At 33.0% G+C, this 24,592-nt stretch carries 20 protein-coding genes; 13 read left to right on the top strand and 7 right to left on the bottom strand.

The genetic code is table 11. The features are described 5' to 3' along the window. Positions 1-303: 303 nt before the first annotated feature. A complete protein-coding gene (htpG, locus tag AAGV33_RS05890) occupies positions 304-2,190 on the bottom strand; it encodes a molecular chaperone HtpG (RefSeq protein ID WP_373391028.1) in 1,887 nt (628 codons plus the stop codon). Between the two features lie 179 nt (positions 2,191-2,369). On the opposite strand from htpG, the gene AAGV33_RS05885 reads away from it, so the two are divergent. From AAGV33_RS05885 to AAGV33_RS05870, 4 genes are all read left to right on the top strand, one after another. Further along, positions 2,370-2,846, top strand: coding sequence for a hypothetical protein (locus AAGV33_RS05885; protein ID WP_373391027.1), 477 nt, complete (start codon positions 2,370-2,372; stop codon positions 2,844-2,846). Between the two features lie 37 nt (positions 2,847-2,883). Next, the gene (locus AAGV33_RS05880) at positions 2,884-3,579 is read left to right on the top strand and encodes an OmpA family protein (protein ID WP_373391026.1); all 696 of its coding nucleotides are present in this window, start codon (positions 2,884-2,886) and stop codon (positions 3,577-3,579) included. Between the two features lie 291 nt (positions 3,580-3,870). Continuing rightward, entirely contained in the window at positions 3,871-4,818 is a 948-nt protein-coding gene (locus AAGV33_RS05875; RefSeq protein WP_373391025.1) for an ABC transporter ATP-binding protein, read from the top strand. 220 nt (positions 4,819-5,038) lie between these two features. Continuing rightward, entirely contained in the window at positions 5,039-6,046 is a 1,008-nt protein-coding gene (locus tag AAGV33_RS05870) for a 3-oxoacyl-ACP synthase III family protein (protein ID WP_373391024.1), read from the top strand. A gap of 113 nt (positions 6,047-6,159) precedes the next feature. Here the strand turns inward: AAGV33_RS05870 and AAGV33_RS05865 are convergent, their stop codons facing one another. Together AAGV33_RS05865 and AAGV33_RS05860 are read right to left on the bottom strand one after the other, a co-directional pair. After that, entirely contained in the window at positions 6,160-7,032 is an 873-nt protein-coding gene (locus AAGV33_RS05865; protein ID WP_373391023.1) for an HAEPLYID family protein, read from the bottom strand. A gap of 131 nt (positions 7,033-7,163) precedes the next feature. Further along, positions 7,164-7,577, bottom strand: a complete 414-nt coding sequence (locus tag AAGV33_RS05860; protein ID WP_373391022.1) for a hypothetical protein — start codon at positions 7,575-7,577, stop codon at positions 7,164-7,166. Between the two features lie 117 nt (positions 7,578-7,694). Between AAGV33_RS05860 and argS the strand changes: the two genes are divergently transcribed. After that, positions 7,695-9,473: an arginine--tRNA ligase gene (gene argS, locus AAGV33_RS05855; RefSeq protein ID WP_373391021.1), complete on the top strand. Its 1,779-nt coding sequence runs from the start codon at positions 7,695-7,697 to the stop codon at positions 9,471-9,473. A gap of 15 nt (positions 9,474-9,488) precedes the next feature. Here the strand turns inward: argS and AAGV33_RS05850 are convergent, their stop codons facing one another. The 3 genes from AAGV33_RS05850 to AAGV33_RS05840 are packed head-to-tail and all read right to left on the bottom strand — an operon-like array spanning position 9,489 to position 13,499. Further along, complete coding sequence (locus tag AAGV33_RS05850; RefSeq protein ID WP_373391020.1) at positions 9,489-12,044, bottom strand: TonB-dependent receptor; 2,556 nt, start codon at positions 12,042-12,044, stop codon at positions 9,489-9,491. Next, entirely contained in the window at positions 12,022-12,951 is a 930-nt protein-coding gene (locus AAGV33_RS05845; protein WP_373391019.1) for a FecR family protein, read from the bottom strand. The genes AAGV33_RS05850 and AAGV33_RS05845 overlap by 23 nt, the downstream gene beginning before the upstream one ends. A 41-nt stretch (positions 12,952-12,992) precedes the next feature. Then, positions 12,993-13,499: an RNA polymerase sigma factor gene (locus AAGV33_RS05840; RefSeq protein ID WP_373391018.1), complete on the bottom strand. Its 507-nt coding sequence runs from the start codon at positions 13,497-13,499 to the stop codon at positions 12,993-12,995. A gap of 232 nt (positions 13,500-13,731) precedes the next feature. Between AAGV33_RS05840 and AAGV33_RS05835 the strand changes: the two genes are divergently transcribed. After that, positions 13,732-14,799, top strand: coding sequence for a hypothetical protein (locus AAGV33_RS05835; protein WP_373391017.1), 1,068 nt, complete (start codon positions 13,732-13,734; stop codon positions 14,797-14,799). Between the two features lie 504 nt (positions 14,800-15,303). On the opposite strand, the gene AAGV33_RS05830 is transcribed toward AAGV33_RS05835, so the two are convergent. Beyond that, positions 15,304-16,020 (bottom strand): hypothetical protein, encoded by a 717-nt coding sequence (locus AAGV33_RS05830; RefSeq protein WP_373391015.1) that lies wholly within the window; start codon positions 16,018-16,020, stop codon positions 15,304-15,306. Positions 16,021-16,454: 434 nt separating this feature from the next. Between AAGV33_RS05830 and ffh the strand changes: the two genes are divergently transcribed. The 7 genes from ffh (at position 16,455) to AAGV33_RS05795 (ending at position 24,585) form a co-directional block, all read left to right on the top strand. Then, entirely contained in the window at positions 16,455-17,813 is a 1,359-nt protein-coding gene (ffh, locus tag AAGV33_RS05825) for a signal recognition particle protein (RefSeq protein WP_373391014.1), read from the top strand. A gap of 103 nt (positions 17,814-17,916) precedes the next feature. Further along, the gene (locus tag AAGV33_RS05820; RefSeq protein ID WP_373391013.1) at positions 17,917-18,798 is read left to right on the top strand and encodes a bifunctional 5,10-methylenetetrahydrofolate dehydrogenase/5,10-methenyltetrahydrofolate cyclohydrolase; all 882 of its coding nucleotides are present in this window, start codon (positions 17,917-17,919) and stop codon (positions 18,796-18,798) included. Positions 18,799-19,055: 257 nt separating this feature from the next. Continuing rightward, the gene (locus AAGV33_RS05815; RefSeq protein WP_373391012.1) at positions 19,056-19,892 is read left to right on the top strand and encodes an ABC transporter ATP-binding protein; all 837 of its coding nucleotides are present in this window, start codon (positions 19,056-19,058) and stop codon (positions 19,890-19,892) included. Continuing rightward, on the top strand, positions 19,882-20,703 hold the full coding sequence (locus AAGV33_RS05810; protein ID WP_373391011.1) for a hypothetical protein: 822 nt from the start codon (positions 19,882-19,884) through the stop codon (positions 20,701-20,703). Before AAGV33_RS05815 ends, AAGV33_RS05810 begins: the two co-directional genes overlap by 11 nt. A 1-nt stretch (position 20,704) precedes the next feature. Beyond that, the gene (locus AAGV33_RS05805; protein ID WP_373391010.1) at positions 20,705-21,082 is read left to right on the top strand and encodes a GntR family transcriptional regulator; all 378 of its coding nucleotides are present in this window, start codon (positions 20,705-20,707) and stop codon (positions 21,080-21,082) included. Continuing rightward, the gene (locus tag AAGV33_RS05800; RefSeq protein ID WP_373391009.1) at positions 21,069-21,758 is read left to right on the top strand and encodes a hypothetical protein; all 690 of its coding nucleotides are present in this window, start codon (positions 21,069-21,071) and stop codon (positions 21,756-21,758) included. Before AAGV33_RS05805 ends, AAGV33_RS05800 begins: the two co-directional genes overlap by 14 nt. A 265-nt stretch (positions 21,759-22,023) precedes the next feature. Then, positions 22,024-24,585 carry a TlpA family protein disulfide reductase gene (locus tag AAGV33_RS05795; protein ID WP_373391008.1) on the top strand — a complete coding sequence of 854 codons (2,562 nt, stop codon included), beginning with the start codon at positions 22,024-22,026 and terminating at the stop codon, positions 24,583-24,585. Positions 24,586-24,592 lie beyond the last annotated feature (7 nt).

Here is a 24,592-nt window from a genome sequence, read left to right as displayed (position 1 = left end):
ATTAGTTAATATGTGAATAAATTGAGCTAAAATAATACAATAGGTACAAGTTTTTGTTATTTTTTGATTTTTCAAATATATAGAAAAAAACTACAAAAATCAGGAATGGTTTTGGAAATAATTATTTCTAGTTTAGCCCTGATAGCAGTGGAAATCCTTTGTTATGGCGCTAGCCAATAACAAAGATTGCAACGGATATCAGGAGGGAAGCTCTTATGGAAAACCAATCGTTATGCTCCTAAACAAAAAAGACCCGCAAGTTTGCACTCGCAGGTCTTAGTACTTAATTCTATTTGCTTGATACTACTTTATCAAATCAAAACTACGTTTTACAAAAGCAGTTAAGGCTTCTCCTTTTAATAAGTTTTGCGATAGTTTAGCCAAGTCTAAAGCTTGTTTTACTAAGCTTTCCTGAGTCGTTTTGTCTTCGGTACTCAAAATAGTGGATGCCAAAGGTGAATTAGTATTTACCACTAAATTGTACATTTCTGGCATGTTGCCCATTCCGAACATTCCGCCACCACCAGTCTGGCTCATTTCTTTCATTCTACGCATAAATTCTGGTTGCGTGATGATAAATGGCGCCGCTTGGCTGTCTAAAGATTCTAGTTGAACCGTGTAAGTTTGTTTGTTAATTACACTTTCAACAGCTGTTTTTAGATTGGTTTGCTCGTCTTCTGATAATTTAGAAATGGTAGTTTCATCTTTTTTGATCAGGTTATCAATATGATCCGAATCTACACGAACGAAAGTCACATCTTTATTGTCGTTTTCGATTTTTTGAATCAAATGCGAGATAATTGGCGAGTCTAAAAGCAATACCTGATATCCTTTTTCTTCGGCTGTTTCAATGTAAGCGTGTTGCGCTTCTTTGTTTCCAGCGTAAAGAATAACCAGTTTTCCGTCTTTGTCGGTTTGCGTATCTTTTAGGTTTTCTTTTAATTCGTCAAGTGTGAAATATTTGTCGTTTACCGTTGGGTACAATACAAAAGCACCTGCTTTTTCATAGAATTTATCTTCCGAAAGCATTCCGTATTCCAGAACAATTTTGATGTCGTTCCATTTTGATTCGAAATCGGCTCTGTTTTCGTTGAACAACGATTTCAATTTATCGGCTACTTTACGAGTAATGTAGTTCGAAATTTTCTTCACCGCACCATCTGCCTGTAATCCTGAACGGGAAACATTCAAAGGAATATCTGGAGAATCCACTACTCCGCGAAGCATCATCAGGAATTCAGGTACAATTCCTTCTACGTTATCCGTAACAAAAACTTGGTTTTGGTACAATTGGATTTTGTCTTTTTGGATTTGCATATCCGAACCTAATTTTGGGAAATACAAAATACCGGTAAGGTTGAACGGATAATCTACATTCAGGTGAATGTTGAATAATGGCTCTTCAAATTGCATTGGATACAATTCGTGGTAGAAGGTTTTATAATCTTCTTCGTTTAAATCAGTTGGTTGTTTGGTCCATGCTGGATTTGGATTGTTGATGATGTTATCAACTTCAACCGTTTCGCTTACATAATCTTCAGGAGCATCTTCCGGTTTAGGAAGTGTTTCTGTTTTAGTTCCAAATTTAATCGGAATTGGCATGAACTTATTGTATTTGTTCAGCAATTCTTTGATTTTGTGTTCTTCTAAAAATTCTAATGAATCTTCGGCAATGTGAAGGATAATTTCTGTACCGCGAGTCGTTTTGTCAGCTGGTTCTAATGAGAACTCAGGACTTCCGTCGCAAATCCAGTGTGCTGCTGGCTCGTCTTTGTATGATTTAGTGATAATTTCCACCTTAGAAGCGACCATAAAAGCCGAGTAGAAACCAAGACCAAAATGACCAATAATTCCTGAATCTTTAGCAGTGTCTTTGTATTTTTCTAAGAATTCTTCGGCACCTGAAAAAGCCAGTTGGTTGATGTATTTTTCAACCTCTTCTGATGTCATTCCGATTCCCTGGTCAATGATGTGCAGTTTCTTGCCTTCTTTGTCAATTTTTACCTCAAGTATTGGATTGCCATATTCTACTTTAGCTTCGCCAATATTAGTCAGGTGTTTTAATTTTAATGTTGCATCTGTTCCATTCGAAATTAATTCACGTAAAAAGATCTCGTGATCGTTGTATAAGAACTTTTTGATAAGTGGAAAGATATTTTCCACAGAAACGTTAATTTTTCCAGTTGTCATATTTAAAATTTTTATAGTGTTTTACAATCTGTTTCAGATTCTTCAAATAAAGTACCAATTCAGACCAGGGTGACAAATTGTCTTAACCATAAATTCTATAATAAAATAATAACATTTTGAAACAAAATTTGTAAGTTAGACTGTATCTTTGTCTCAGTTTAACATTAAAACTATAAATGATGAAAAAAATATTTCTTATTACAGCAATTGCACTAGCATTATTTTCGTGCAAAACATCTTCAGTTACTACTACTAAATTAGACAGAGGAATCCAGACTGGAGTTAAAGGAAATTGGGTAATTAGTTCTGTATCTTATCCAGGTTCAGAATATATCAAAGTGAATTCATTTCAATTGGCTGATTCAAAATGTTTTGAAGGAAGTACTTGGAAGTTTGTTTCTAATAATAACAAAGGAACAATGGCTTTAACTAAGTACGATTGTCCTGTTTTTAGTTCGCCAATTACATGGTTTGTGAACTCTAATGGAGAGTTTGTTTTGAAAATTTTAGATGCTGGCGAAAAAGCTAAAAAAGTAAGAGATGGTTATGTTTTAAGCGTAGCTAATTTAACTGAAAGTTCTTTCCAATTGATTGACAGAATCGATGTAGGAGGAAAATTAACTAATGTGGTTTACCAATTTCAACGTGTAAACTAATTCCAGAAATTTATTTAATAACAAAAAAGAAATAATTATGAAAAAAATATCCGTATTAGCATTAGCTATAGTAATGATTGCAGGTTCAGTTTTTACAAGTTGTGAAGCAGTAAAAAACACAAATAAAACACAAAGAGGAGCTGGTATTGGAGCTGCTGGAGGAGCTATCCTTGGAGGGATTCTAGGAAATAACCTTGGAAAAGGTGGAAAAGGTGCTATGGGTGCTGTTATTGGTGGAGTTGTAGGTGGAGTTGCTGGTGGAGTTATTGGTAACAAAATGGACAAACAAGCCCGACAAATTGACCAGGCCATTCCAGGTGCTGAGGTAAAAAGAGTAGGTGAAGGAATCCAATTAGTTTTAAATGAAAATGCAGTGCGTTTTGATACTAACAAATCAAGTTTGACTGCTGCTGCAAAAACAAACTTAGATAAATTAGTTTCTGTTTTTAACGAATATCCAGATACTGATATTACTATTTTTGGTTACACTGATAGTACTGGTCCAGCAGATTATAACTTGAAACTTTCAGGTGAGCGTGCAGCTTCAGTTAAAAACTACTTAGTGAGCAAAGGAATTTCTTCTAGCAGATTTAGTGTTACAGGAATGGGAATTGCTGATCCAATTGCAGATAATGGTACAGTAGAAGGAAGAAGCCAAAATCGTCGTGTAGAATTTGCAATTACTGCCAATGCTAAAATGAAAGCGGATGCTGAAAAAGAAGCAGGAAACTAGTTTTAGTTTTTTTAAAATATCAAAAACCGTTTCGTTATTATAGCGAAGCGGTTTTTGTTTTTTTACCACAGATTCGCAGATTTTTTATGATAATCTGCGAATCTGCGGTAATTTTTCAAATTCTTCTTCAGCTCTGCCATGAGGAATTTTTATTAGAAAAATAAAATCCGTTTTTATCCGTTAAATCGGTGTCATCCGTGGCTAATTTTTTTAATGATATTTCTAAATTCCAAGGTTTTTTTATACTAAAGAAATCTATCTTTGCATTCCTAAAAATAACAATTCATACTAATGCTTCAAGTTCAAAATATCTCCTTTGGTTATACCGAAAAACCAGTGGTTCAAAACATTCATTTCTCAGTTGAAAAAGGACAAAATATTGCTGTAATCGGCGAAAGCGGTTGTGGTAAAAGTACTTTGCTGAAACTAATTTATGGCTTGTATGATTTAGACGAAGGACAAATTTTTTGGAATGAAAAGCAAGTTTTAGGAACCAGTTTTAATTTGGTTCCAGGAATGCCTTATATGAAATATTTGTCGCAGGATTTTGACTTGATGCCATATATAACCGTGGCGGAGAATGTCGGGAAATATTTGTCGAATGTGTTTCCAGATCAGAAAAAAGCACGCATCAAAGAATTGCTGGAAATTGTTGAAATGACCGAGTTTGCCGATGTAAAAGCAAAATTCTTAAGCGGAGGTCAGCAACAACGTGTGGCTTTGGCGAGAGTTTTGGCTCTGGAGCCCGAAGTGTTATTATTGGACGAACCTTTTAGTCATATTGATAATTTTAGAAAAAATGCTTTACGACGCAACTTGTTTGCTTACCTAAAAGCACAAGGAATTACCGTTATTGTGGCTACGCATGATAGTACCGATGCGCTTTCGTTTGCCGATGAAACCATTGTGCTGCAAAACGGAAAAATGGTCGACAAAGCCGATTCTTATAATTTATACAACAATCCTATTAATAAATATGTGGCTTCTCTTTTTGGCGAAGTAAACGAACTCAAATTATCTCAACTTATCACTGTTGATGAAGACTTAGACGAATTGGTCTTATTGTATCCACATCAATTAAAAGTTGCCGAAAACGGTTTGATGAATGTCTTGGTCAAACAATCGTATTTTAAAGGCGGTTATTACCTTATTAAAGCCATTTTTGATCGAAAAGTGATTTTTTTCGAACACGAATCTCCTTTAGAAATGAATCAAGAAGTTAATTTGATGATTTGTTAGACACAAATTTCAAGGATTGTCACAAATTAGTAAGTTTATAAAATTGAATTACACGAATTTTTTCTGCCTTTGACAGCTTTGTGAAATTAAAGCTAAATGTGTTTCGTGTAAATTGGTGTAATTCGTGTGTAAAACATAAAAATGTTTTTGTTTATATAAAAAGTTGTAATTTGGAGTTAGAATTCCAAATCATATTCTTTTTAAATTAAACAATAAAGCTATGTATCATTCAAAAATTTCGGGCTTAGGTTTTTATGTGCCTTCCAATGTGGTTACTAATGACGATTTGTCAAAACTTATAGATACCAATGACGAATGGATTCAGGAAAGAACCGGAATTCAGGAACGCAGACATATCATTCCAGGAGAAGATACCACCACTTCCATGGGCGTGAAAGCAGCTAAAATTGCCATTGAACGTTCCGGGATTTCCAATGGCGATATCGATTTTATTGTTTTTGCTACCTTAAGTCCGGATTATTATTTTCCAGGTCCAGGGGTTTTGGTACAACGAGATTTGGGATTAAAAACCATAGGAGCATTAGATGTTAGAAATCAATGTTCGGGTTTTGTTTATGCACTTTCGGTAGCCGACCAGTACATTAAAACGGGAATGTATAAAAATATTTTAGTCATTGGTTCCGAAGTACAATCTTCAGGATTAGACATGACTACTCGCGGACGCGGGGTTTCGGTGATTTTTGGAGATGGAGCAGGAGCAGCAATTTTAAGTCGCGAAGAAGATTTATCGAAAGGAATTTTGTCAACACATTTGCATTCCGAAGGAATTCATGCTGAAGAATTGGTATTGACAGCTCCAGGGATGGGCGGCCGCTGGGTGAATGATATTTTAGCTGATAACGATCCTAATGACGAAAGTTATTTTCCACACATGAACGGGCAATTTGTATTTAAAAACGCTGTAGTTCGTTTTGCCGAAGTCATTAATGAAGGTTTAGAAGCTAATAATTTAAAAGTTTCCGATATTGACATGCTGATTCCGCATCAGGCTAATTTGAGAATTTCGCAGTATATCCAGAAGAAATTCGGTTTGAATGACGATCAGGTTTATAATAATGTTCAAAAATACGGTAATACAACTGCCGCTTCGATTCCTATTGCATTGACTGAAGCTTGGGAACTTGGCAAAATAAAATCAGGTGATACTGTTGTTTTGGCTGCTTTTGGTAGCGGATTTACCTGGGCAAGTGCTATTATTAAATGGTAGAAGATGGAAGTTGGAAGTAGGAAGATGGGAGTAGGAAGACAGAAAGCAGTTGATTTTTAGATAAAAAAGAAAGCCCCAATTTTGAAAATTTAAAATTGGGGTTTCTTAATTATTTAATGTTTTGGCTCATAAATTAATCTCAAGAAAGAGCTAAATCGTTCGTTTTCTCTACTAATAGGAATTCCCGTAACAATACCAACCAAAAGATGATCAGTGACTTCTACTCTCATTTGTGGTCTTATGGTCATTTCAAAATCATTGGATGTTACTTCTTTGTTGAATTCCAAACCAATAAAATTTCTAGTTCCTGGAATCATATAGTGAAAATTGCTGTTGATTTGCCATGATGTAGTGGTTGACTGATGATCGTCAAAGTGATGCTGGATAGCAGGGCCAGTGTACAAAAGGGTGTGGAAATTATTTCCCCAACGTTTTGCCACTACAAAGAAAGGATTATAAATGTTTCCAGTAAAAAGTTTACTACTGTTATAATTATTGAAGGCAGTTAATTCAAATTCATGAATATAACCTATTGCCATGGATGTTTTTAGTTTTTCGGATACAAAAAAGGAATATTGAGTGGCCAGTTTTAGGCCATTAAGTTTACTGCTTGGTACGTTTGTTGAATTAGCCGAAGGATAAAAAGTAAAAGGAAGTTCTACTTCTAATCCCAGTCGATCGATGGGTGCCCATTCATATTCTACTAAGGCTAAATATTCGTCATAAGTGTTATTATCAGTAAGTCCAAGACCAACATTCCATTCTCTTTCCCCTTTTCGGGCACCAAGATCTCGTATTAAATCAATATATAAGGGTTCGGCATGTAAAACTTTGACTAGTTCGTGTTTGTTTTCTACTTCTTGAATATAAAGACTGTCAAGAGTAGCTTTTTTTGACTCCCTTTCTGTTTGAGCGTTAGTATTGAAAATAATTAAGAGTAGGGCTAATAGTGAAAAAAAAGCCGTTTTTAAAGTGTTGTTTGTCATTTTAATTGGTTTTATTTTGTTGAATATTATACCAATATTGATGATGATTTAGTTCTAATCACTATGGTACAAAAAATGCTTTGTTTTCTAAAAAAAGAAAACAAAATCGCATAAAAACATGAAAAAACAAATTAAATTTCGGGTGGAGGAGAGTAAATTTCGAAATAAGGTTTCAGTACAAGGGTCTCGTTATAATTTATGTTACCTGAATTGGAATCGTAGATTTCTTCGTTGTTATTTATTTTAAAACTGGGTAGAATATAAAAAGCACTGGAGATTGTTTTTTTTAAAATGTGGTTGTTTTCGGTATCAGTATCTTCGTTTTCAGGTATTGCATTTTCAAACTTAAAAACTTTTTCGACAATAATTTCGATAAGACTTTCTTGGTCGTTAAAACTTAAATCCTCAGGAACATAACTTGGACGAATGTCACTAGTATCCACACTACAATTCAGTAGGTAGAGTGCCATAAAAGCACAAAATAAACGAAGTCCTTTCTTGTTTCTGATTGTGTTTAACATAGCACAAAAGTAATATTTTTTCATTCAATAGGCGTTTTGTTAGCGTTTTATTATCATAATAATTAAATATGATATAATGTGTAATTTGCTATACCAAAATTCACGAATTAGAATTATATTTGCCCACCTAAAAACAACATAATGACATTATCACAAACGCTTACGCCATCTATAAAAAACGCAATTCAGGTTTTATTTGATATTTCGATTGATAAAGTTGAATTTCAGGCAACACGTAAAGAATTTGAAGGCGATATTACGATGGTAATTTTCCCTTTGTTAAAAATCACAAAGAGTAATCCGGTTGAGTTAGGAAATAAAATAGGAAACTATTTGGTTGAAAATGTAGTTGAGGTAAGTGGTTTTAATGTGGTTTCAGGTTTTCTGAATATTGTTATTTCTGATGCTTATTATTTGAATTTCTTCAACGGAATTAAAGATAATGAGCAATATGGTTTTGTGACTCCAAATCCAGAAGACAAGGCGGTAATGGTAGAATATTCTTCGCCTAACACGAATAAACCTTTACATTTAGGTCATGTTCGTAATAATTTATTGGGTTATTCGGTAGCTGAAATTATCAAAGCTTCGGGTAAAAAAGTCTATAAAACTCAAATCATTAACGATAGAGGAATTCATATTTGTAAGTCGATGTTGGCTTGGCAAAAATTTGGAAAAGACCAATCACCGGAATCAACGGGATTAAAAGGAGATAAATTAGTTGGAAATTTTTATGTGGCTTTTGATAAGGCTTACAAAGAAGAAATCAACCAATTAATCACTCAGGGAAAAACGGAAGAAGAAGCTAAAAAACAAGCGCCAATTATACTTGAAGCCCAGGAAATGTTGTTAAAATGGGAAGCAGGGGATGAAGAGGTTATAGCGCTTTGGAAAAAAATGAACCAATGGGTTTATGATGGATTTGCTGCCACTTATAAAAGTATGGGCGTTGATTTTGATAGCTATTACTACGAAAGCAACACCTATTTGTTAGGGAAAGATGTAGTCCAAATGGGATTAGAGAAAGGAATCTTCGAAAAAGATCCTGACGGTTCAGTTTGGATTGATTTGACAGATGAAGGTTTAGATCGAAAAATTGTATTGCGTTCTGACGGAACTGCAGTATATATGACGCAAGATATTGGAACAGCAATTCAGCGAGTGAAAGATTACCCGGATGTAGGCGGAATGGTTTACACCGTAGGAAATGAACAAGATTATCACTTTAAAGTTTTGTTCTTAATTTTGAAAAAGCTAGGATTTGACTGGTCTGAAAATTTATTTCATTTGTCTTACGGAATGGTAGATTTGCCTTCTGGAAAAATGAAATCTCGTGAAGGAACTGTAGTTGATGCTGATGATTTGATGCAGGATATGACCGATACGGCTCAAAAAATCTCAGAAGAATTAGGGAAATTAGGCGGTTATTCAGACGAAGAGAAAACTAAATTGTACAAAACTATTGGTCTTGGAGCCTTGAAATACTACATTTTGAAAGTAGATCCTAAAAAACGTATTTTGTTTAATCCAGAAGAATCAGTAGATTTTGCTGGAAATACAGGACCGTTTATTCAATATACTTATGCCCGAATCCAATCGATTATAAGAAAAGCGGATTTTGATTTTTCGAATGTTTCAACAGTAACGACTTTGCACGAAAAAGAAAAAGAATTATTGAAACAATTAGAGTTGTTTCCAGAAGTAATTCAAAACGCAGCACAAAATCATAGTCCGGCTTTATTGGCTAATTATACTTATGATTTGGTAAAAGAATACAATTCCTTCTATCAGGCTGTACCAATTCTAGGGGAAGCCGATTTAGACATTAAAATATTCAGAGTGCAACTGTCCAAAAAAGTAGCCGATACTATTGCTGCTTCGTTTAAATTGTTAGGAATTAATGTTCCTGAGCGAATGTAAATTGCGGTTTACAACTTATAGTGAGCACCTTAGAAAAGCGTTGAAAGTTCGTGATAACGAATAGGTATCGACCTTTTCTATGGTGTTTAAATTGTTGTTGATTCTAAAGTTTTGATTGATATTGTTTTTGGTATCAAAAATATTTTGAACCGATACGCCTACTGTCAAGACATTGTTTTTATTGAACTTAAAACTTTTACTTCCTGATACATTAATTTGAAAATAATTAGTCAAATTTGAGGAATTGGGCAAATCGTAAGCAATTTCAGGTTTGTCCAATGTAGGAAAAATAGCTGTTGTGCTGAGTGGTAAAGTATTCGGTTTCCCAGAAAAAAAAGTACTGCCAAGTGCTAATTTCATTTGGTTATAGTCATAAATCAATGCTGTGGTCAAGTTGTGATTAATTTCAAAGTTACTCGGAAAAATGCTAGGATTAAACGATTCAAATTCGTAATCGTTTCTTAAAACGGAATAACTCATCCAAGTTGTAAAATGATGAATTCGCTTTTGAACCAATAATTCGGTGCCTAAAACGGTATAATTTCCATTAATTCTCAAAAACTCTAATTGGTTTTGAAATCCTTGACTTTTGCTAGTGATTCCCGATACTTGCTTGTAAAAATTATCTAAAATAACCAACCATTGATTTTTTTTAAAAGTAAATCCAACAGACCATTGATTGCTAAACATGACAGGAATATCCGCATCATTGGCCAACACCCATCGGCGTTTTTCGATACCTAAAAAATCTTGTTGTAAATCAATTACTTGGGAACTTAACTGGCTTTTTCTTTCTCCTTGAATTTCTGTCGAAAATGAATCTGAAAAGTTGTAGTGAAATTGCAGCCTAGGTTCCACGCTGTTTTTAGACAATGAAGCCATGTAATTATTGCGAACTCCAAGAGTAGTTTTGATTTTATTATTGTTTGATTGGTACGAAAGCTCACCAATCAAGGCATGCGAAATGAGTACTTCTTTTACACTTCTAAAAAAAGCAGGAATATTAATTTGGTCAAAATTTCGAATCCCAATTTCATTAAACTGATAACCTGACTGAAATTTTAGAGTATTGCTGATGGTATTGTAGTTTTTAATTCGAATTCCAGTATCAACAATCGTATTTTCTTGATTTAGATTTCTATTATTTGTAATAGATTCGTTGGTGGAATTGATATTGTAAACAGAAGCATAAGCCTCTAACTCGGTTCTAAAATTGGAGTTCCAATAGCTGTTGACGCTAAGTGCTCCTGCATAAGTGGCTTGTTTTAAACTACTATTTTTGGTCACAAGAATGTCGTTTTCGGTTTTAAACTCGTTCAATTCGAGTGAATTAGAAATGGCAATCAAGGATAGATTTGCTTGCGTTTTAGAATTTATTTTTTGTGTAATCTGAGCAGTAGCGTCATAAAAATAAAAATTTTCTTTGTTATTATAATCCACTATTTCATTGTTGGTTACATTCGAAATAGCCGTGTTTTGAAATATTTTTTTGTAATAACTTTTATAAGTTGGCGATTGGAATGCGTCGGTATGCGAGCGTCGGGCACTGATTTCGACAGCTGTTTGAGGAGCTATTTTTATTTGGGTAAAAAAATCAGCACTAATTAAATTGGCACCAATGCTGGTGGGGTCTTTTTCGGAATCTCGGTTTTGAGTAGCGATATCGACTACGCTCGAAATGCCTTCTCCATAAAAAGCAGAACTTCCATTTTTAAATATCTTAATATTGTGAGCCAGATTAGGATTTAAGGCCGAAATTAATCCAAAAAAATGTGCTGTTTGAAACAAGCGAATACCATTCCATAAAAATAAATTTTGATCATGGGTTCCGCCTCTCACGTTGAGGTTGGATAAAGTTTCATCGGCACTAACGATTCCCGGAATTTGTTTTAAAGTTTCAAAGACATCAGGTTCTACTAAACCAGGCAACAGACCAAATTTTTTAGGTTTGATTTCTAAGCTCCCGTCTGTTTTTTTTGAAATTCCGTTGGTTAATATGTTTGCTGTTACGACTTCTTTTAACTCGTTGACTAAAGGATATAAGTAGATGATATTTAGTGGTTTTGCTGTTTCGTTTGTGTTAATTGTGATTCCTTTGCTGAGATAGTTTATGTGTGAAATTTCAATTTGAAAAACGGTTTTTGGGTCTATTTCAAATAGTCCTTTGGCATCACTGGTAATAGTATTTTTGCTGCCGTTAATTTTTATAGTTGCCGCTTCAATTGGTATTGTGTTTGTTGCATCTTTCAGTTGAAACCGAATTGTTGTTGTTTTGGATTTGTGACTAATAGCGATGTAATTGCTAGTGATAAATTCAAAATTTAACTCAGTTTCTTGGATTAAAAAATCGATTTTACTCTCAATTGTTTTTTCTTTTGCTGGCGATTGTACAGAGACTCCAGCAACATCTTTTTCGAGGTAGCTAAAATGAACTTGATGTTGTTTTTCTATTTTTTTTAATACGGTTTTCAAGTTTTCGAAAGCCGCTTTGTTTTGGGCTTTGGCATCAAAAAAAATAACTAACAGCAAAAAAAGTGCAGCAATCGATTTATTTACTTTCAAAAGATTCAATGAGTTGGTAGTTTTTATCGTCTTTTTTGTTGATGCTTACTCCATAAGTACTACTAATCATCTGGAGCGCCACTTTGATGTTGTTAGCAGGTATTTCTCCAGTAAATAATTGGTTGCTTATGTTGGTATTGTACGTAATTGTTATGTTGTATTGTCGTTCTACTTCTTGCAGTATGTCTTGTAAACGAGCTTGTTCAAAATGTAGTTTTTGGGTTAGCCAATAGGGTTGCTTTTGGTAGGTAGCTGTAGTAGTTACTTTTTGATTGTTTAGTATTGTTACTGATTGTCCTTTTGTTATTTTTTCGATTTTATCACTATAAGCAACAGCTACTTTTCCTTCAAAACAACTTACATCAAGTCTTTTGTTTCTGGATTTTACGTTAAATTGTGTTCCTAGAACCGATACGTTTCCTAATGCGGTGTGTACCGTAAATTTTTGTCCTTTAGCGACTTTAAAAAAAGCTTCTCCTTTTAAATCAAGATTTCTATTCGAATTCCAGTTCCATTTGGTGTAGGTAATTTGAGAACCAGCATTTAAAATTACTTGAGAATGATCGGGAAGAACAAAACGGGTTTGTTGGCCGTTAGTAGCAGTATATGTTACCGGATTGGTCGCATCATACGTCAACCAGATCCCTAATACTATTACTAAAACCGCAGCTATTTTTAAAAATAGGGCAAAAGGATTTTTGCTAACATTTTGCTGTTGGATTGGAATTACCGTTTCTTTAGCATCCAATATGCTTTGCAACATAGCCTCAGGATCGAAGCCTGTGGTTTGTAAATTTGCCGAATGCTTTTTTATTTTCTCAAGTACCAAGAAATCTTCTTCTAGCTTCAATTGTGCTAAATCTTCGTCAGCTATTGTACCGTCTAGCCATTTTGCTAATGTAAAGTTTTCTTTCATGTGCTTTGCTTTCTACTATAACAATTGAGAGTGTAATTACCCTACTTAAAATTTTTAAATTCTTTGCGTAATTCGGTTAATGCTAAATGAATGCGTTTTTCAACTGCTTTGACAGAGATGTTTAATATTTCGGCTATTTCGGTATATTTTTTTCCGTCAATTCGATGCATTAAAAAAGCAACTCGCTGGGTTTCATTAAGGCGTTCGATAGCGGTTAGTAATTGGTTTTTAAACTGCTCTTCTTCTAAAATATATTCAGGGTTTTTGTACTCTATTTCGGCATTTGAGTGTGTGTTGCTGTAATTTAATTTTACTTTTTCATGTGCTATCACATTAAGCGAAGCATTATTGACTAAGGTGTACAAATAAGATTTGGCTTTATCAATAGGCACATCAGCACAATTTTGCCAAAGTTTGATAAAAGCATCTTGTACCAAATCTTCTGCTTGCTCTGTTTGACCAAATTTGTATATTAAAAAATTGCGTAGCGAAACAACATGCTTTTTAAAAAAAGCTGAAAAAATAGATTCTTGACAAATTTCAGACATACTAAATCGAATAAAAATTAACGTAAGGGTAGGGTAAGCTGCTATTCATCTGTTTACTGTATATACAAATATACACGAATTCAAAAAAATAGTGCGAACAGTGGTGTGATTTTTTTGAAAATAAAGTCCTTGTATTAGGAACTTTTAGAGTGTATTTGAAAAAAAATGATTTTTGATTTTACGTTTAAGTTTGATGTAGCCTTTAGTAAAATAGACTAAATTTGTATGTTTAATGAAACGTAATTTACTTTGTAATTCCTTTTATATCATGAAAGTAAAACTTCTGTTTTTGGTTATTTTATCTTTTGCATTGTTGATTTGCTGTCAACGTGAAGAAGAAATAATAATTGGTGGTGCCAATGACCCAGCGCCTAATGCTTTGGTTGCTAATTCTCCCCTGACTCAACTTATTGCTAGAATGACTCAGGTTCCTACTTTTTTAGACAATGTTTTGGATGGAACGAGTTGTTTTGCAGTGCAATTGCCCGTTACTGTTATAGTAAATTCCCAAACAATTGTTGTCAATACTAGTAGTGATTATCAAACCGTACAAGATAAGAAGGATGTTTCCACTACTGATGATGATATAGTTAATTTTGTTTATCCCATAGCCATTGTGTTTAAAAATGGTACTGTAAAAAACATTAATACATCGCTTGAGTTTCAGAATGCGAAAAACAACTGTACTCCAGAATCGAATTTAGCCGAAATAAGTTGTGTAAGGATCGTGTATCCAATAACCTTGAACTTGTATGATGTGAATAATCAATTGGCCAGTACGCTTGTTTTACGAAATAGCAGTCAGTTTTTTAGTTTTGTAACTAATTTAAAAAAAACAGATCTTACTGAAATCACGTATCCTATAATGGGAGTTAATGCCCTAGGAAATTCAATTAGTATAGCTGACAATAACGCTTTGGAGAATTTTATCGAAAGTGCCATTCCACAATGCAATAGCGGTAGTACAGCTTCTTTTTTAGAAATATTAAAATCAGGTTCATGGCGTGTAGGTTATTTTTATGATGATGATGACGATGAAACCGATGAGTATGCAGGATATTCTTTTGTTTTTAATGCCAATAATACGACTTCTGTTATAAAAACGAATCAAAATTCAACGGGATCATGGTCTTACACAACAATTGCTTCTGGAGATTTTATAGACTTTTCTTTTATGGATGATGATTTGTCTGAATTAGAGGAAGATTGGAAAGTCATAGAATTTTCTAATAATTCTATTCGATTTAAAGAAAATACCGATGATGACGATCCGAGTTATTTGACTCTTTCAAAAAATTAACCCGTTATCAATAGCAATATTAAAGATACATTCTGCCCAAAGGCGATTGACTTTTATTAAGCAAGCTTTATCTCTAGGCTTGCTTTTTTTTGGCTTGTATTATTTAGAATTGATTGTTGGTTACAATAAAGTTTCCATTTTATTAGCTTGTCAAAGGAGTTTTTCAAAAGTCTTGCTTTTTTTTGGCTTGTATTATTTAGAATTGAATGTTGGTTACAATAAAGTTTCTATTTGATTAGCTTGTTATAGGAGTTTTTCAAAAGGCTTTTTTTTGACCCTTTGTTATGCTTTTTTTAAGCCAATGTATTCCTAATCAAAACAACAGTTTACATTTAAAATTACTTCATATTTATGCAATGAACGGAGTAGTTAAATCTTAATCGATTAATGAAAAATCATCTCGTATTGATTAAAATGTTTCTTCCAACTTTTGGAAACAAAAAAAACCGTGCTATTAAGCAACGGTTTTTTTAAGGTATAACATTAAGTTTTTGGCAGAAAATTTTAGTCTTCTAGATCACAAAAATCTTTAATTTTATCTTTTATTTTGTTAGCCAATGAGCGATTTCCATCAGGATCATTTGGGCTAATTTCAATGATACCATCTTTGTTCCCATCAACGGCACTGCTTAAATCAACGTTGGCAAGTACTGCGTTCAAATCAAAATCAAAGACCACATTTACTTTTGCATTTTCGGTTACTACTAGCTGTTGATTGGTGTCTTCGTAATCAATTTCAAAATCTTCTTCTACATTATGCCAAAAAATAAACGGAACAGCATTTATAGTTCCTTCCATTTTTATTGATTTGTTAAACATATCACTGGAACTATTGTTGCTTTTGTGTATTTTAAATTCAACTTCTTCATAAACTCCATTCGGAATATTTAGACCTACAATTTCTGTTGCTCCACCAAGAATACTCAATTCAAAAGGTCCTTTTAATTCGATGTCATCATCATCATCATAAAAACCATCTCCTGAAGAAAAGTCATCGTCCATTTCAAATTCGATTTCTTTGATGTTAATTTTAAAGGAAGTTACCTCTACAGTCGAGTTGTTTTTTGCAGTTGTTTTGGCAGTTTTTACACTATTGCTCCCATAGGTTGATTTAGCAATAAGTTTGACATTCTCTCCTTCATTTTTTGTGTCATCGTTGCTACAAGATACAGTGCATAAGGAAAGTCCTAAAATGGCGAGTAATAAATTTTTGTTTTTCATTTTTTTTAAATTTAAATAGTTATCGTTTGTTAATGAAACATTTTGAAAATCATTTACCCTACCAGATTTTTATTTTTTTTTAAATAATTAAGTTTTCTGTTTTTAATTAGTTGTAATTATGTGTTTTAGGGAATATAAAAAGCCAAATAAAATACTCAGTATTTATTTAGAATAAATAAAAATAGTTATATATTTGTTTCACTTTTAAGAATTGAATTAGCGTTTACGCTTTGGTGTTCCTATCAACAAAGTGTTCATGAACTTAATTACTTGGTTTTTTTATTTTTTTGTCAAAAAGAGGTTGGATTTTTCCAGCCTCTTTTTAGTTTGGGCTCGAATAGAAAAAAATAAGAGAAGTCTAAAAAACTTTGAACTTTAAACTTTTTAACTTTAACCGTTTATCTTATATTTGCAACTCCAAAAAAAACAATACTATGTTTGATAATTTAAGCGAAAAATTAGATAAAGCTTTTCATATACTAAAAGGTCACGGTAAAATTACCGAAGTAAATGTTGCCGATACTTTGAAAGAAGTGCGTCGTGCGCTGTTGGATGCCGATGTGAACTTTAAAATTGCCAAAGATTTTACTGCCAGAGTAAAAGACAAAGCCATAGGTCAGGACGTGTTAACTACTTTACAACCAGGACAGTTGTTAGTAAAGTTGGTTAAAGATGAGTTGACTGAATTAATGGGAGGTGATGTAGCAGGAATTAATTTGCAAGGAACTCCCTCTATAATTTTGATGTCTGGTTTACAAGGTTCTGGAAAAACTACTTTTTCTGGAAAATTGGCTAATTATCTTCAAACAAAAAAGAATAAAAAACCACTTTTGGTTGCCTGTGATATCTACCGTCCAGCGGCTATTCAGCAGTTGTATGTTGTAGGAGATGCTATTGGTGTTGAAGTATATTCAGAACCAGAGAATAAAAACCCAGTTGAAATTGCACAAAATGCAATTAAGCATGCTAAAGAAAATGGTTTTAATGTAGTAATTGTCGATACTGCGGGACGTTTAGCAGTGGATCAGGAAATGATGGACGAAATTGCTCGTGTTCACGCTGCAATTAAACCACAGGAAACCTTGTTTGTTGTGGATTCGATGACAGGACAAGATGCGGTAAATACTGCAAAAGCGTTTAACGATATCTTGAATTTTGATGGAGTTATTTTAACCAAATTAGATGGTGATACTCGTGGTGGAGCTGCTTTGTCTATTAAATCGGTGGTTAATAAACCAATTAAATTTGTAGGTACTGGTGAGAAAATGGAAGCTATTGATGTTTTCTATCCAGATCGTATGGCGGAACGTATCCTTGGAATGGGAGATGTTGTTTCGTTGGTAGAAAGAGCACAAGAGCAATTTAATGAAGAGGAAGCTAGAAAATTACAAAAGAAAATTGCTAAGAATGAATTTGGTTTTGATGATTTCTTAACTCAAATTCAACAAGTAAAGAAAATGGGTAACATGAAGGATTTGGTTGGGATGATACCAGGAGCTTCAAAAGCCATGAAAGATGTAGAAATCGAAGATGATGCTTTCAAGCATATTGAAGCTATCATATATTCGATGACTCCAATTGAGAGAAAAAAACCAGCTTTGATTGATGTAAAAAGAAAAGCAAGAATTGCTAAAGGTTCTGGAACTAAGATTGAGCAAGTAAATCAGTTGATGAAACAGTTTGACCAAATGAGTAAAATGATGAAAATGATGCAAGGGCCAGGTGGAAAGAACCTGATGAAAATGATGGGCGGAATGAAAGGAATGCCAGGAGGTATGCCGGGGATGAAGTAAAAAAGTATTCAGATTTTAGATTTCAGTGAGCAGTTTACAGAATTCAGATTTGAAATTACATCAAAAACAACAAACTAAAAACGATAAACAACAAACTGTTCTTATGCAAATATTAGACGGAAAAAAAACTTCGGAAGACATTAAAAAAGAAATTGCTGTCGAAGTACAACAAATGAAAGCCAATGGAGAAAAAGTTCCTCATTTAGCTGCAGTAATAGTGGGAAACAACGGAGCTAGCTTGACTTATGTAGGAAGTAAAGTGCGTTCTTGCGAGCAAATTGGTTTCGATTCTACTTTAGTGGCTTTGCCAGAAGAAACAACAGAAGGGGAATTATTAGCAAAAATCAAAGAATTGAATGAAGATGATAATTTAGATGGTTATATCGTTCAGTTGCCTTTGCCAAAACACATTGACGAAGAAAAAATATTAATGGCAATTGATCCCGATAAAGATGTTGATGGTTTTCACCCGGCTAATTTTGGAAAAATGGCTTTGGAAATGGAAACATTTTTACCAGCAACACCATTTGGAATCATGCAGTTGTTAGAAAGATACAAAGTAGAAACTTCAGGAAAACATACTGTAGTTATTGGACGTAGCCACATTGTGGGTCGACCAATGAGTATTTTAATGAGTCGCAAAGGATATCCTGGAGATTCAACAGTAACATTGACACACAGTAGAACTAAAAATTTAGAAGAATACACTAAAAATGCTGATATTATTATTACGGCTTTAGGAGTTCCAGAATTTTTAAAAGCCGATATGGTAAAAGAGGGGGTAGTTATTATTGATGTGGGAATTACTCGTGTGGATGATGCATCAAATCCTAAAGGTTATGTTATAAAAGGAGATGTTGATTTTGATGGAGTAAGCAAAAAATCATCTTTCATTACTCCCGTTCCAGGAGGAGTGGGGCCAATGACCATTGCTATGTTATTACAAAACACACTTTTGGCTAGAAAAATCAGAAGTAGAAAATAATACAATCAAAAATTGTGTAGAAAGCCTTAAACGAAAGTTTAGGGCTTTTTTTATGTCTGTCTCGTCTGAAAAAGTATGATTTTAATTTTTGGATTAAAATAATCCAATTTTTTTTCTCTTGATTTCCCCAGTAAATTATAGGTTTTTGTTCTTTTAAGTAAAAATAAGTAAGATTTTTTATCGAATCACTTGTTTCGTATTTACTTTTTTCATTCTTTTGTGTACTAGAAAACCAGTACACTAATAAAATATATGTTATGATAAGCATTCAACACTTAACGTTTCAGTATAAAAAGCAGGACGCTTTGTTTACTGATTTATCTTTTGAGCAGCACAATGGAAGTATTGTAGGGCTGCTGGGGAAAAATGGAGCTGGTAAATCAACTTTTTTGAAGTTAATTACAGGCTTACTAAAACCTCAAACTGGAGCATTGAATATTAATGGTTTTAAACCTTTTGATCGATTGCCTGATTTCTTGTCAGATACTTATATGGTTTCTGAGGAGTTTTCCTTTCCTTCCATTACTATTGGTTTGTATATAAAGGCAACAGCTCCTTTGTATCCCAAATTCGATTATGAAAAAATGAACCGCATTTTGCAAGAATTCGAATTAGACGCTAAAAAAAGTCTCAACGGACTTTCGCATGGACAACGCAAAAAGTTCCTGATTGCTTTTGCACTATCAACAAATTGCAGTTTATTAATTCTGGACGAACCCACAAATGGTTTGGACATTCCGTCTAAGAGTTTATTTCGAAAAATCTTAGTTAGTTCGGTTTCCGATGAACAGTTGGTTTTAATTTCAACGCATCAGGTAAAAGATATCGAAACTATAATTGATACCATTGTAGTTTTAGACGAAGGTAAAATGGTTTACAACGAAACTATTTTTGAAATTAGTAAACAACTGCAATTTAAAACCGTGACTAGTTTAGCGGGAATAGAAAATCCAATTTACCAAGAGAAATGTTTAGGCGGATATCGAATTATTGCAGCAGCAAATGAACTGGAAGAAACCGAAATAGACATTGAATTGCTCTTTAATGCTATTATCAATAAAGTAATCTTAAAACCAGAAAGCCATGCCGTTTAATAACCATTTTAATTTGAAACGATTCGTTCGTTTATTCCAGCAAGACTTACTTATTAATAGAACCAAATATCTTTTGTCTTTACTAGGATTAGTATTGATAACTTATTTATTATCGTATTGGTTTCTTAATGCTGCTAAAGATAGTATGATTAAATATGAAAATTCTATTTATAATAATTATATGATCTGTTTTGTGTTTTTTATGATGGCAGTTGGAATAGTTGTGGGAACGGCGTTTCCTGATTTGACGGATAAAATTAAGACGGCAAATTATTTACTAAGTCCAGCTTCTACTTTTGAAAAATTTTTAGCTCAATTTTTATTAAGAATGGGTTTCTTTATTCCTATTGCATTGGGAATATTCTGGATCGCTATTCGTTTAGCAAAAGCCTCTTTAATCCCAGGAGATTCAGGATTAGATCCGTCTTTAATTCCTTATTTTGAGTTTCGTTTTTTGATAACAAGAAATATTGATAAAATGTGGAGTATTCCAGAGATACTTATTATGATTTTTGGCTTTTTCTCTTATGGAGCCTATCTTTTTGCTGGGGCAACATACTTTAAGCGTTATGCTTTGATAAAAACGGTTGTGGTTTCTGGAATTGCATTTGGAAGCTGTATTTTATTTTCTATGTTACTTTCCCATATTTTTTACCCTCAGGAAACGAATGATTTTGAAGTTAAATTTAAAGATTTTTTAGTTTTAGATAATGTGCATAGCGGGGAATTTTTCATTTTATTACTCTCACTATTTTCTTGGTTATTTTTTCTGCCCATTACTTATTTTAAATTAAAAGAAAAAGAAGCTTAATATGGATTTTAAATCAACCAAAGGGATTTATCTGCAAATAGTAGATAATCTCTGTAGGCAAATTTTAGAAGGACAATTGCAATCGGGTGATCGGGTGGCTTCGGTACGGGATCTGGCTGCTGAGTTTGAAGTGAATCACAATACCGTCATGCGTGCTTATGCTAATTTGCAAGAATCTGGTATTTTTGACAACAAGCGAGGCATTGGATTTTTTGTCTCCGAAAAGGCTTTAGAACTCATCAAGCAAACTGAAAAAGAAAATTTTTTCAATCAGGATTTACCTGATTTCCTACTTAAAGTTCAATTACTCCAATTAAACTCTGCCGACTTAAACGAATTACTAACGGTTATTAAAAATAACGACTATGAAAACAAGTAACATCCTATTTATTTCTTTTTTAATTTTTCTATTTGGAGGAATAATCTTTTTATGTGTTGGCTCAAAATATTATGAAGTTATTAATGATCCAGCTAATTTTTCCAGAAAAGAAAAAAAAATAGCCACTTTCTCGGTCGTAGTTGCTGAACCTGGTGCTTTTTTTTATTTGCGGAATGCAAAAGAAAACAAGATAGTACAGTCTTCTAAGAAAGGTTCTGTTGCTAACTTTCCTACTTATATCGTAAGAAATGATACGCTATTTGTTTCTTCACGCAAACCAATTAAAGATTTAGCTGAAAATTACAGCGTTGCAACAGATATTTTTTGTGTTGCTCTAAAAAAAATTGTAGCGAAAGAGAATTCAAATGTTAACCTGATGGATTTTAATGCTGATACCTTAAATATTAGTACAATCAAGTCCAGATTGGATTTGAGATTTAAAAACATCTCTTGTATTTCGCTACAATCAAAAGATTCTGATATTTATCTTGAAGGAGAAAAACTGGAAAAGTTAGTGGTTAACTTAGATAAGACAAAACTAAATGCTCCGATTAAAAAAAGAATTGAAAATTTGTCTGGAAGTTTAAAAAACACTTCTGATTGTACTTTTTATTTAAGTAATAAAATTATTCTTGATGTAGATAAAACCAGTACTTACAATTTTTATAATTTTTAAACCCAATTATAAGTGTGATTTTAACATTTAGTTGTGTTCTTTTTTCATACAATTGATTATGTTTGAAAAAGATTAATAAACTTACAAATAATACGTTCTTATATTTTCTACTCACCGTTGAGGGCAGGGTGATTATAAAGATGTAACTCACAAGAGTAATTTTGCAGTTCATCAGAAATTGATGGCTTTTAAATTGATTCAATAGTTCATTTGTGTAATATTTTTATTCTCTCAACAATTATTAACGCAACCAACCCAAAAAAACATGAAAAAAACTTTAATGCTTTTTGTAATGCTTCTGCTGAGCACTGTGATGTTTTCACAGAAAACAATTGATAAACCAGACTATGGTTTAAGTAATCTTCCGGGGAAATTAACTAAAATTGAATTGACTGATTCGGAGACAATCATTCATTTCTATATTAAATATTCTCCGGGACAATGGATTTTTATTCCTAAAGAATCTTTCATACAAGATGTTAATGATGGTGAAAAGATTTTTGTAACAAAAACGGAAGGTATTCCCATAGCCGAAAGATATATCATGCCCGAAAGTGGAGAAGTGAGTTATAAATTGTATTTTCCTAAATTAGATAATACGGTAAATAAAGTAGATTTTGGTGAGGCCAATGAAGGTGGTGATTGGTCCATCTATGATATTGTAATTAACGAAAAAGATTCGGAATCGTTAATACCTAAAGCCTTACAGGGTAATTGGTTTCAAACCGATGGAAGTAATCAATGGGATTACGGATTTTATACGAATCAGGCAGTTGTTGATCAAGCAGTTTGGAAATATAGAACAGTAGAAAACAGAAAAAATAATTTTACTATTGTACTTGAAAACACTGGAAAAGAAAAGACTATTTATGCACAAATAGATAAAAAAGGAGCGGTAAAATTTGGAACAAATAAAGAAAATTTAACAACTTATAGTACTGAAAAAATAGATAATCCAAACTATAAATTAGCTAATGACGATGTGTATTCATCAAATATTTTTAAGTCAGATTCAGCTACTTATTCTGGTTTTATAAAAGGATATACTACTAGAGCGGGTAGAAAAACTGGCAATGTGTATGTAAATAATGTTTTTACTGGAAATCAAGATTCTCATTTGGTTAAAATTGCTGAGGATGGTAGCTTTTCGGTAAAGTTTCTATTAGAGCACCCACAATTTATATTTGTGCGTTTGTCGGGAGTTAATACATTGGTCTTTGTAGAACCTGGAAAAGAAACCTTTCAGGTTATCGATAGAGATACTCCATTGTTTATGGGCGATTGCGCCAGAATAAATAATGACCTTATGACTTTAGAAAAGGTTGGATCTTATGAAGAGTATCAAAAACTGAGAAACTCAATTTCAACACTCAATCCGGAAGCCTTTAAAAAAGTTTGTTTGGAGATAAAAGACAAACAAATGCAAACTTTGAATGAACTGGCAAAAAAGCAATTGATTAGTCAGAAAGCATTTCAAATAAAGAAATTGGATGTTGAATATATGGCTTTTCAGAATATTCTAAGTTATGATATGTATAGCGAAATGGCAAAAAGAAGTATATCTTCAAAAGAAACTCCGTCAGAAAATATAACTGTACAAGATTATAAAGTAGAGGCATCTTATTATGATTTTATTACCGAAGCTATTTTGAATAATGAATTGGCAGTACTATCGGCTAATTATAGTTCTTTTATAAATAGGTTGAGGTTTGTTGATATTTTTAGAAATAATGGAGTTAGTTATTCTTATAATTCAACTTCCGAAACAGCCGAGTCACTTGAGAAATCAGGTATTGCATTATCTAAAGAGGAGTTGGAGATGGTGGCAGCCAGTAAAAAAATAGAAAAGATCAGTACCAAGGAGTTTGAATTTTATATTGCAAATCTGAGTAAAATTCAAAAATTTAAAGAAAATCACAATGAGGCTCATACTAAATTACAAAAGGATAATCCAAAGGTGGGTGTTTCGGTAATAGCTTTGGCAGATTATTTGAAAACTCAAGGAGTATCTCTTACTGCGGAAGAAAAAGAATTGGTTACTGGTACAAAATTGGCTCAATTGACCAAAGAAGAAATAGCAATTCAAAAACAATTTTATGATAAATATGGTGAAAGTTTAAAGGCTTTTAATGAAAAGTACAAGGATAATATTCAACAAATAGCCGATGAAAGAGAATTTCAAAAGTTGAATGATAAACTCAATAAAGTCTTTGGTGTAAAGGAATCATTTGTATATGATGTGTTTACTTTGCAACAAAAATCAGGATATTTAGACAGTAATTTTACTCCATATACTGATAATCAATTAAAATGGATACAGGGAAAAATAAAGCATCCTTTTTTATCCCATTATATTGTTGTTGAAAACAATAGGATTGTTTCAAAGATAGAATCCAATAAGACACAAACGGGTTTTGTAATCAATACGGTTAAGAAAACAGAAGGCGATGAATTATTTGATTCGATGTTAGCTAAGTTTAAAGGCAAAGTAGTTTATGTCGATTTTTGGGCAACCTGGTGCGGCCCATGTATGCAAGGAATTAAAGAAATTGCGTCTCTAAAAGAGGAAATGAAAGGTAAAGAAGTGGTTTTTTTGTACATAACAAACCAAAGTTCTCCTGAAAAAACATGGAATAACAGTATTCCAAATATAAAAGGGGAACATTATAGAGTTTCAGAAGATGAATGGAATTATTTGTCTCAAAAGTTTAATATTTCAGGTATTCCACATTATGTTTTGGTCAACAAAAAAGGAGAAGTAGTTAATCCTAAATTAGGGCATCACTCTAATGAAGGTTTAAAGAAAATTCTAGAGAAGGAGATGTAATTTTATA

Origin of the sequence: Flavobacterium magnesitis (assembly GCF_041729735.1) — a bacterium.
Lineage (GTDB): Bacteria > Bacteroidota > Bacteroidia > Flavobacteriales > Flavobacteriaceae > Flavobacterium > Flavobacterium magnesitis.
Note: the sequence above shows the minus strand (reverse complement) of the source record. Positions and strands in the feature narration are given on the sequence as shown.

Coding starts and splice junctions, on each gene's coding strand:
- AAGV33_RS05835 (WP_373391017.1), top strand. CDS start 13,732: ATGAAACGTAATTTACTTTGTAATTCCTTTTATATCATGAAAGTAAAA.
- AAGV33_RS05795 (WP_373391008.1), top strand. CDS start 22,024: ATGAAAAAAACTTTAATGCTTTTTGTAATGCTTCTGCTGAGCACTGTG.
- argS (WP_373391021.1), top strand. CDS start 7,695: ATGACATTATCACAAACGCTTACGCCATCTATAAAAAACGCAATTCAG.
- AAGV33_RS05830 (WP_373391015.1), bottom strand. CDS start 16,020: ATGAAAAACAAAAATTTATTACTCGCCATTTTAGGACTTTCCTTATGC.
- AAGV33_RS05885 (WP_373391027.1), top strand. CDS start 2,370: ATGAAAAAAATATTTCTTATTACAGCAATTGCACTAGCATTATTTTCG.
- AAGV33_RS05865 (WP_373391023.1), bottom strand. CDS start 7,032: ATGACAAACAACACTTTAAAAACGGCTTTTTTTTCACTATTAGCCCTA.
- AAGV33_RS05870 (WP_373391024.1), top strand. CDS start 5,039: ATGTATCATTCAAAAATTTCGGGCTTAGGTTTTTATGTGCCTTCCAAT.
- AAGV33_RS05800 (WP_373391009.1), top strand. CDS start 21,069: ATGAAAACAAGTAACATCCTATTTATTTCTTTTTTAATTTTTCTATTT.
- AAGV33_RS05810 (WP_373391011.1), top strand. CDS start 19,882: ATGCCGTTTAATAACCATTTTAATTTGAAACGATTCGTTCGTTTATTC.
- ffh (WP_373391014.1), top strand. CDS start 16,455: ATGTTTGATAATTTAAGCGAAAAATTAGATAAAGCTTTTCATATACTA.
- AAGV33_RS05875 (WP_373391025.1), top strand. CDS start 3,871: ATGCTTCAAGTTCAAAATATCTCCTTTGGTTATACCGAAAAACCAGTG.
- AAGV33_RS05805 (WP_373391010.1), top strand. CDS start 20,705: ATGGATTTTAAATCAACCAAAGGGATTTATCTGCAAATAGTAGATAAT.
- AAGV33_RS05815 (WP_373391012.1), top strand. CDS start 19,056: ATGATAAGCATTCAACACTTAACGTTTCAGTATAAAAAGCAGGACGCT.
- htpG (WP_373391028.1), bottom strand. CDS start 2,190: ATGACAACTGGAAAAATTAACGTTTCTGTGGAAAATATCTTTCCACTT.
- AAGV33_RS05840 (WP_373391018.1), bottom strand. CDS start 13,499: ATGTCTGAAATTTGTCAAGAATCTATTTTTTCAGCTTTTTTTAAAAAG.
- AAGV33_RS05820 (WP_373391013.1), top strand. CDS start 17,917: ATGCAAATATTAGACGGAAAAAAAACTTCGGAAGACATTAAAAAAGAA.
- AAGV33_RS05845 (WP_373391019.1), bottom strand. CDS start 12,951: ATGAAAGAAAACTTTACATTAGCAAAATGGCTAGACGGTACAATAGCT.
- AAGV33_RS05860 (WP_373391022.1), bottom strand. CDS start 7,577: ATGAAAAAATATTACTTTTGTGCTATGTTAAACACAATCAGAAACAAG.
- AAGV33_RS05880 (WP_373391026.1), top strand. CDS start 2,884: ATGAAAAAAATATCCGTATTAGCATTAGCTATAGTAATGATTGCAGGT.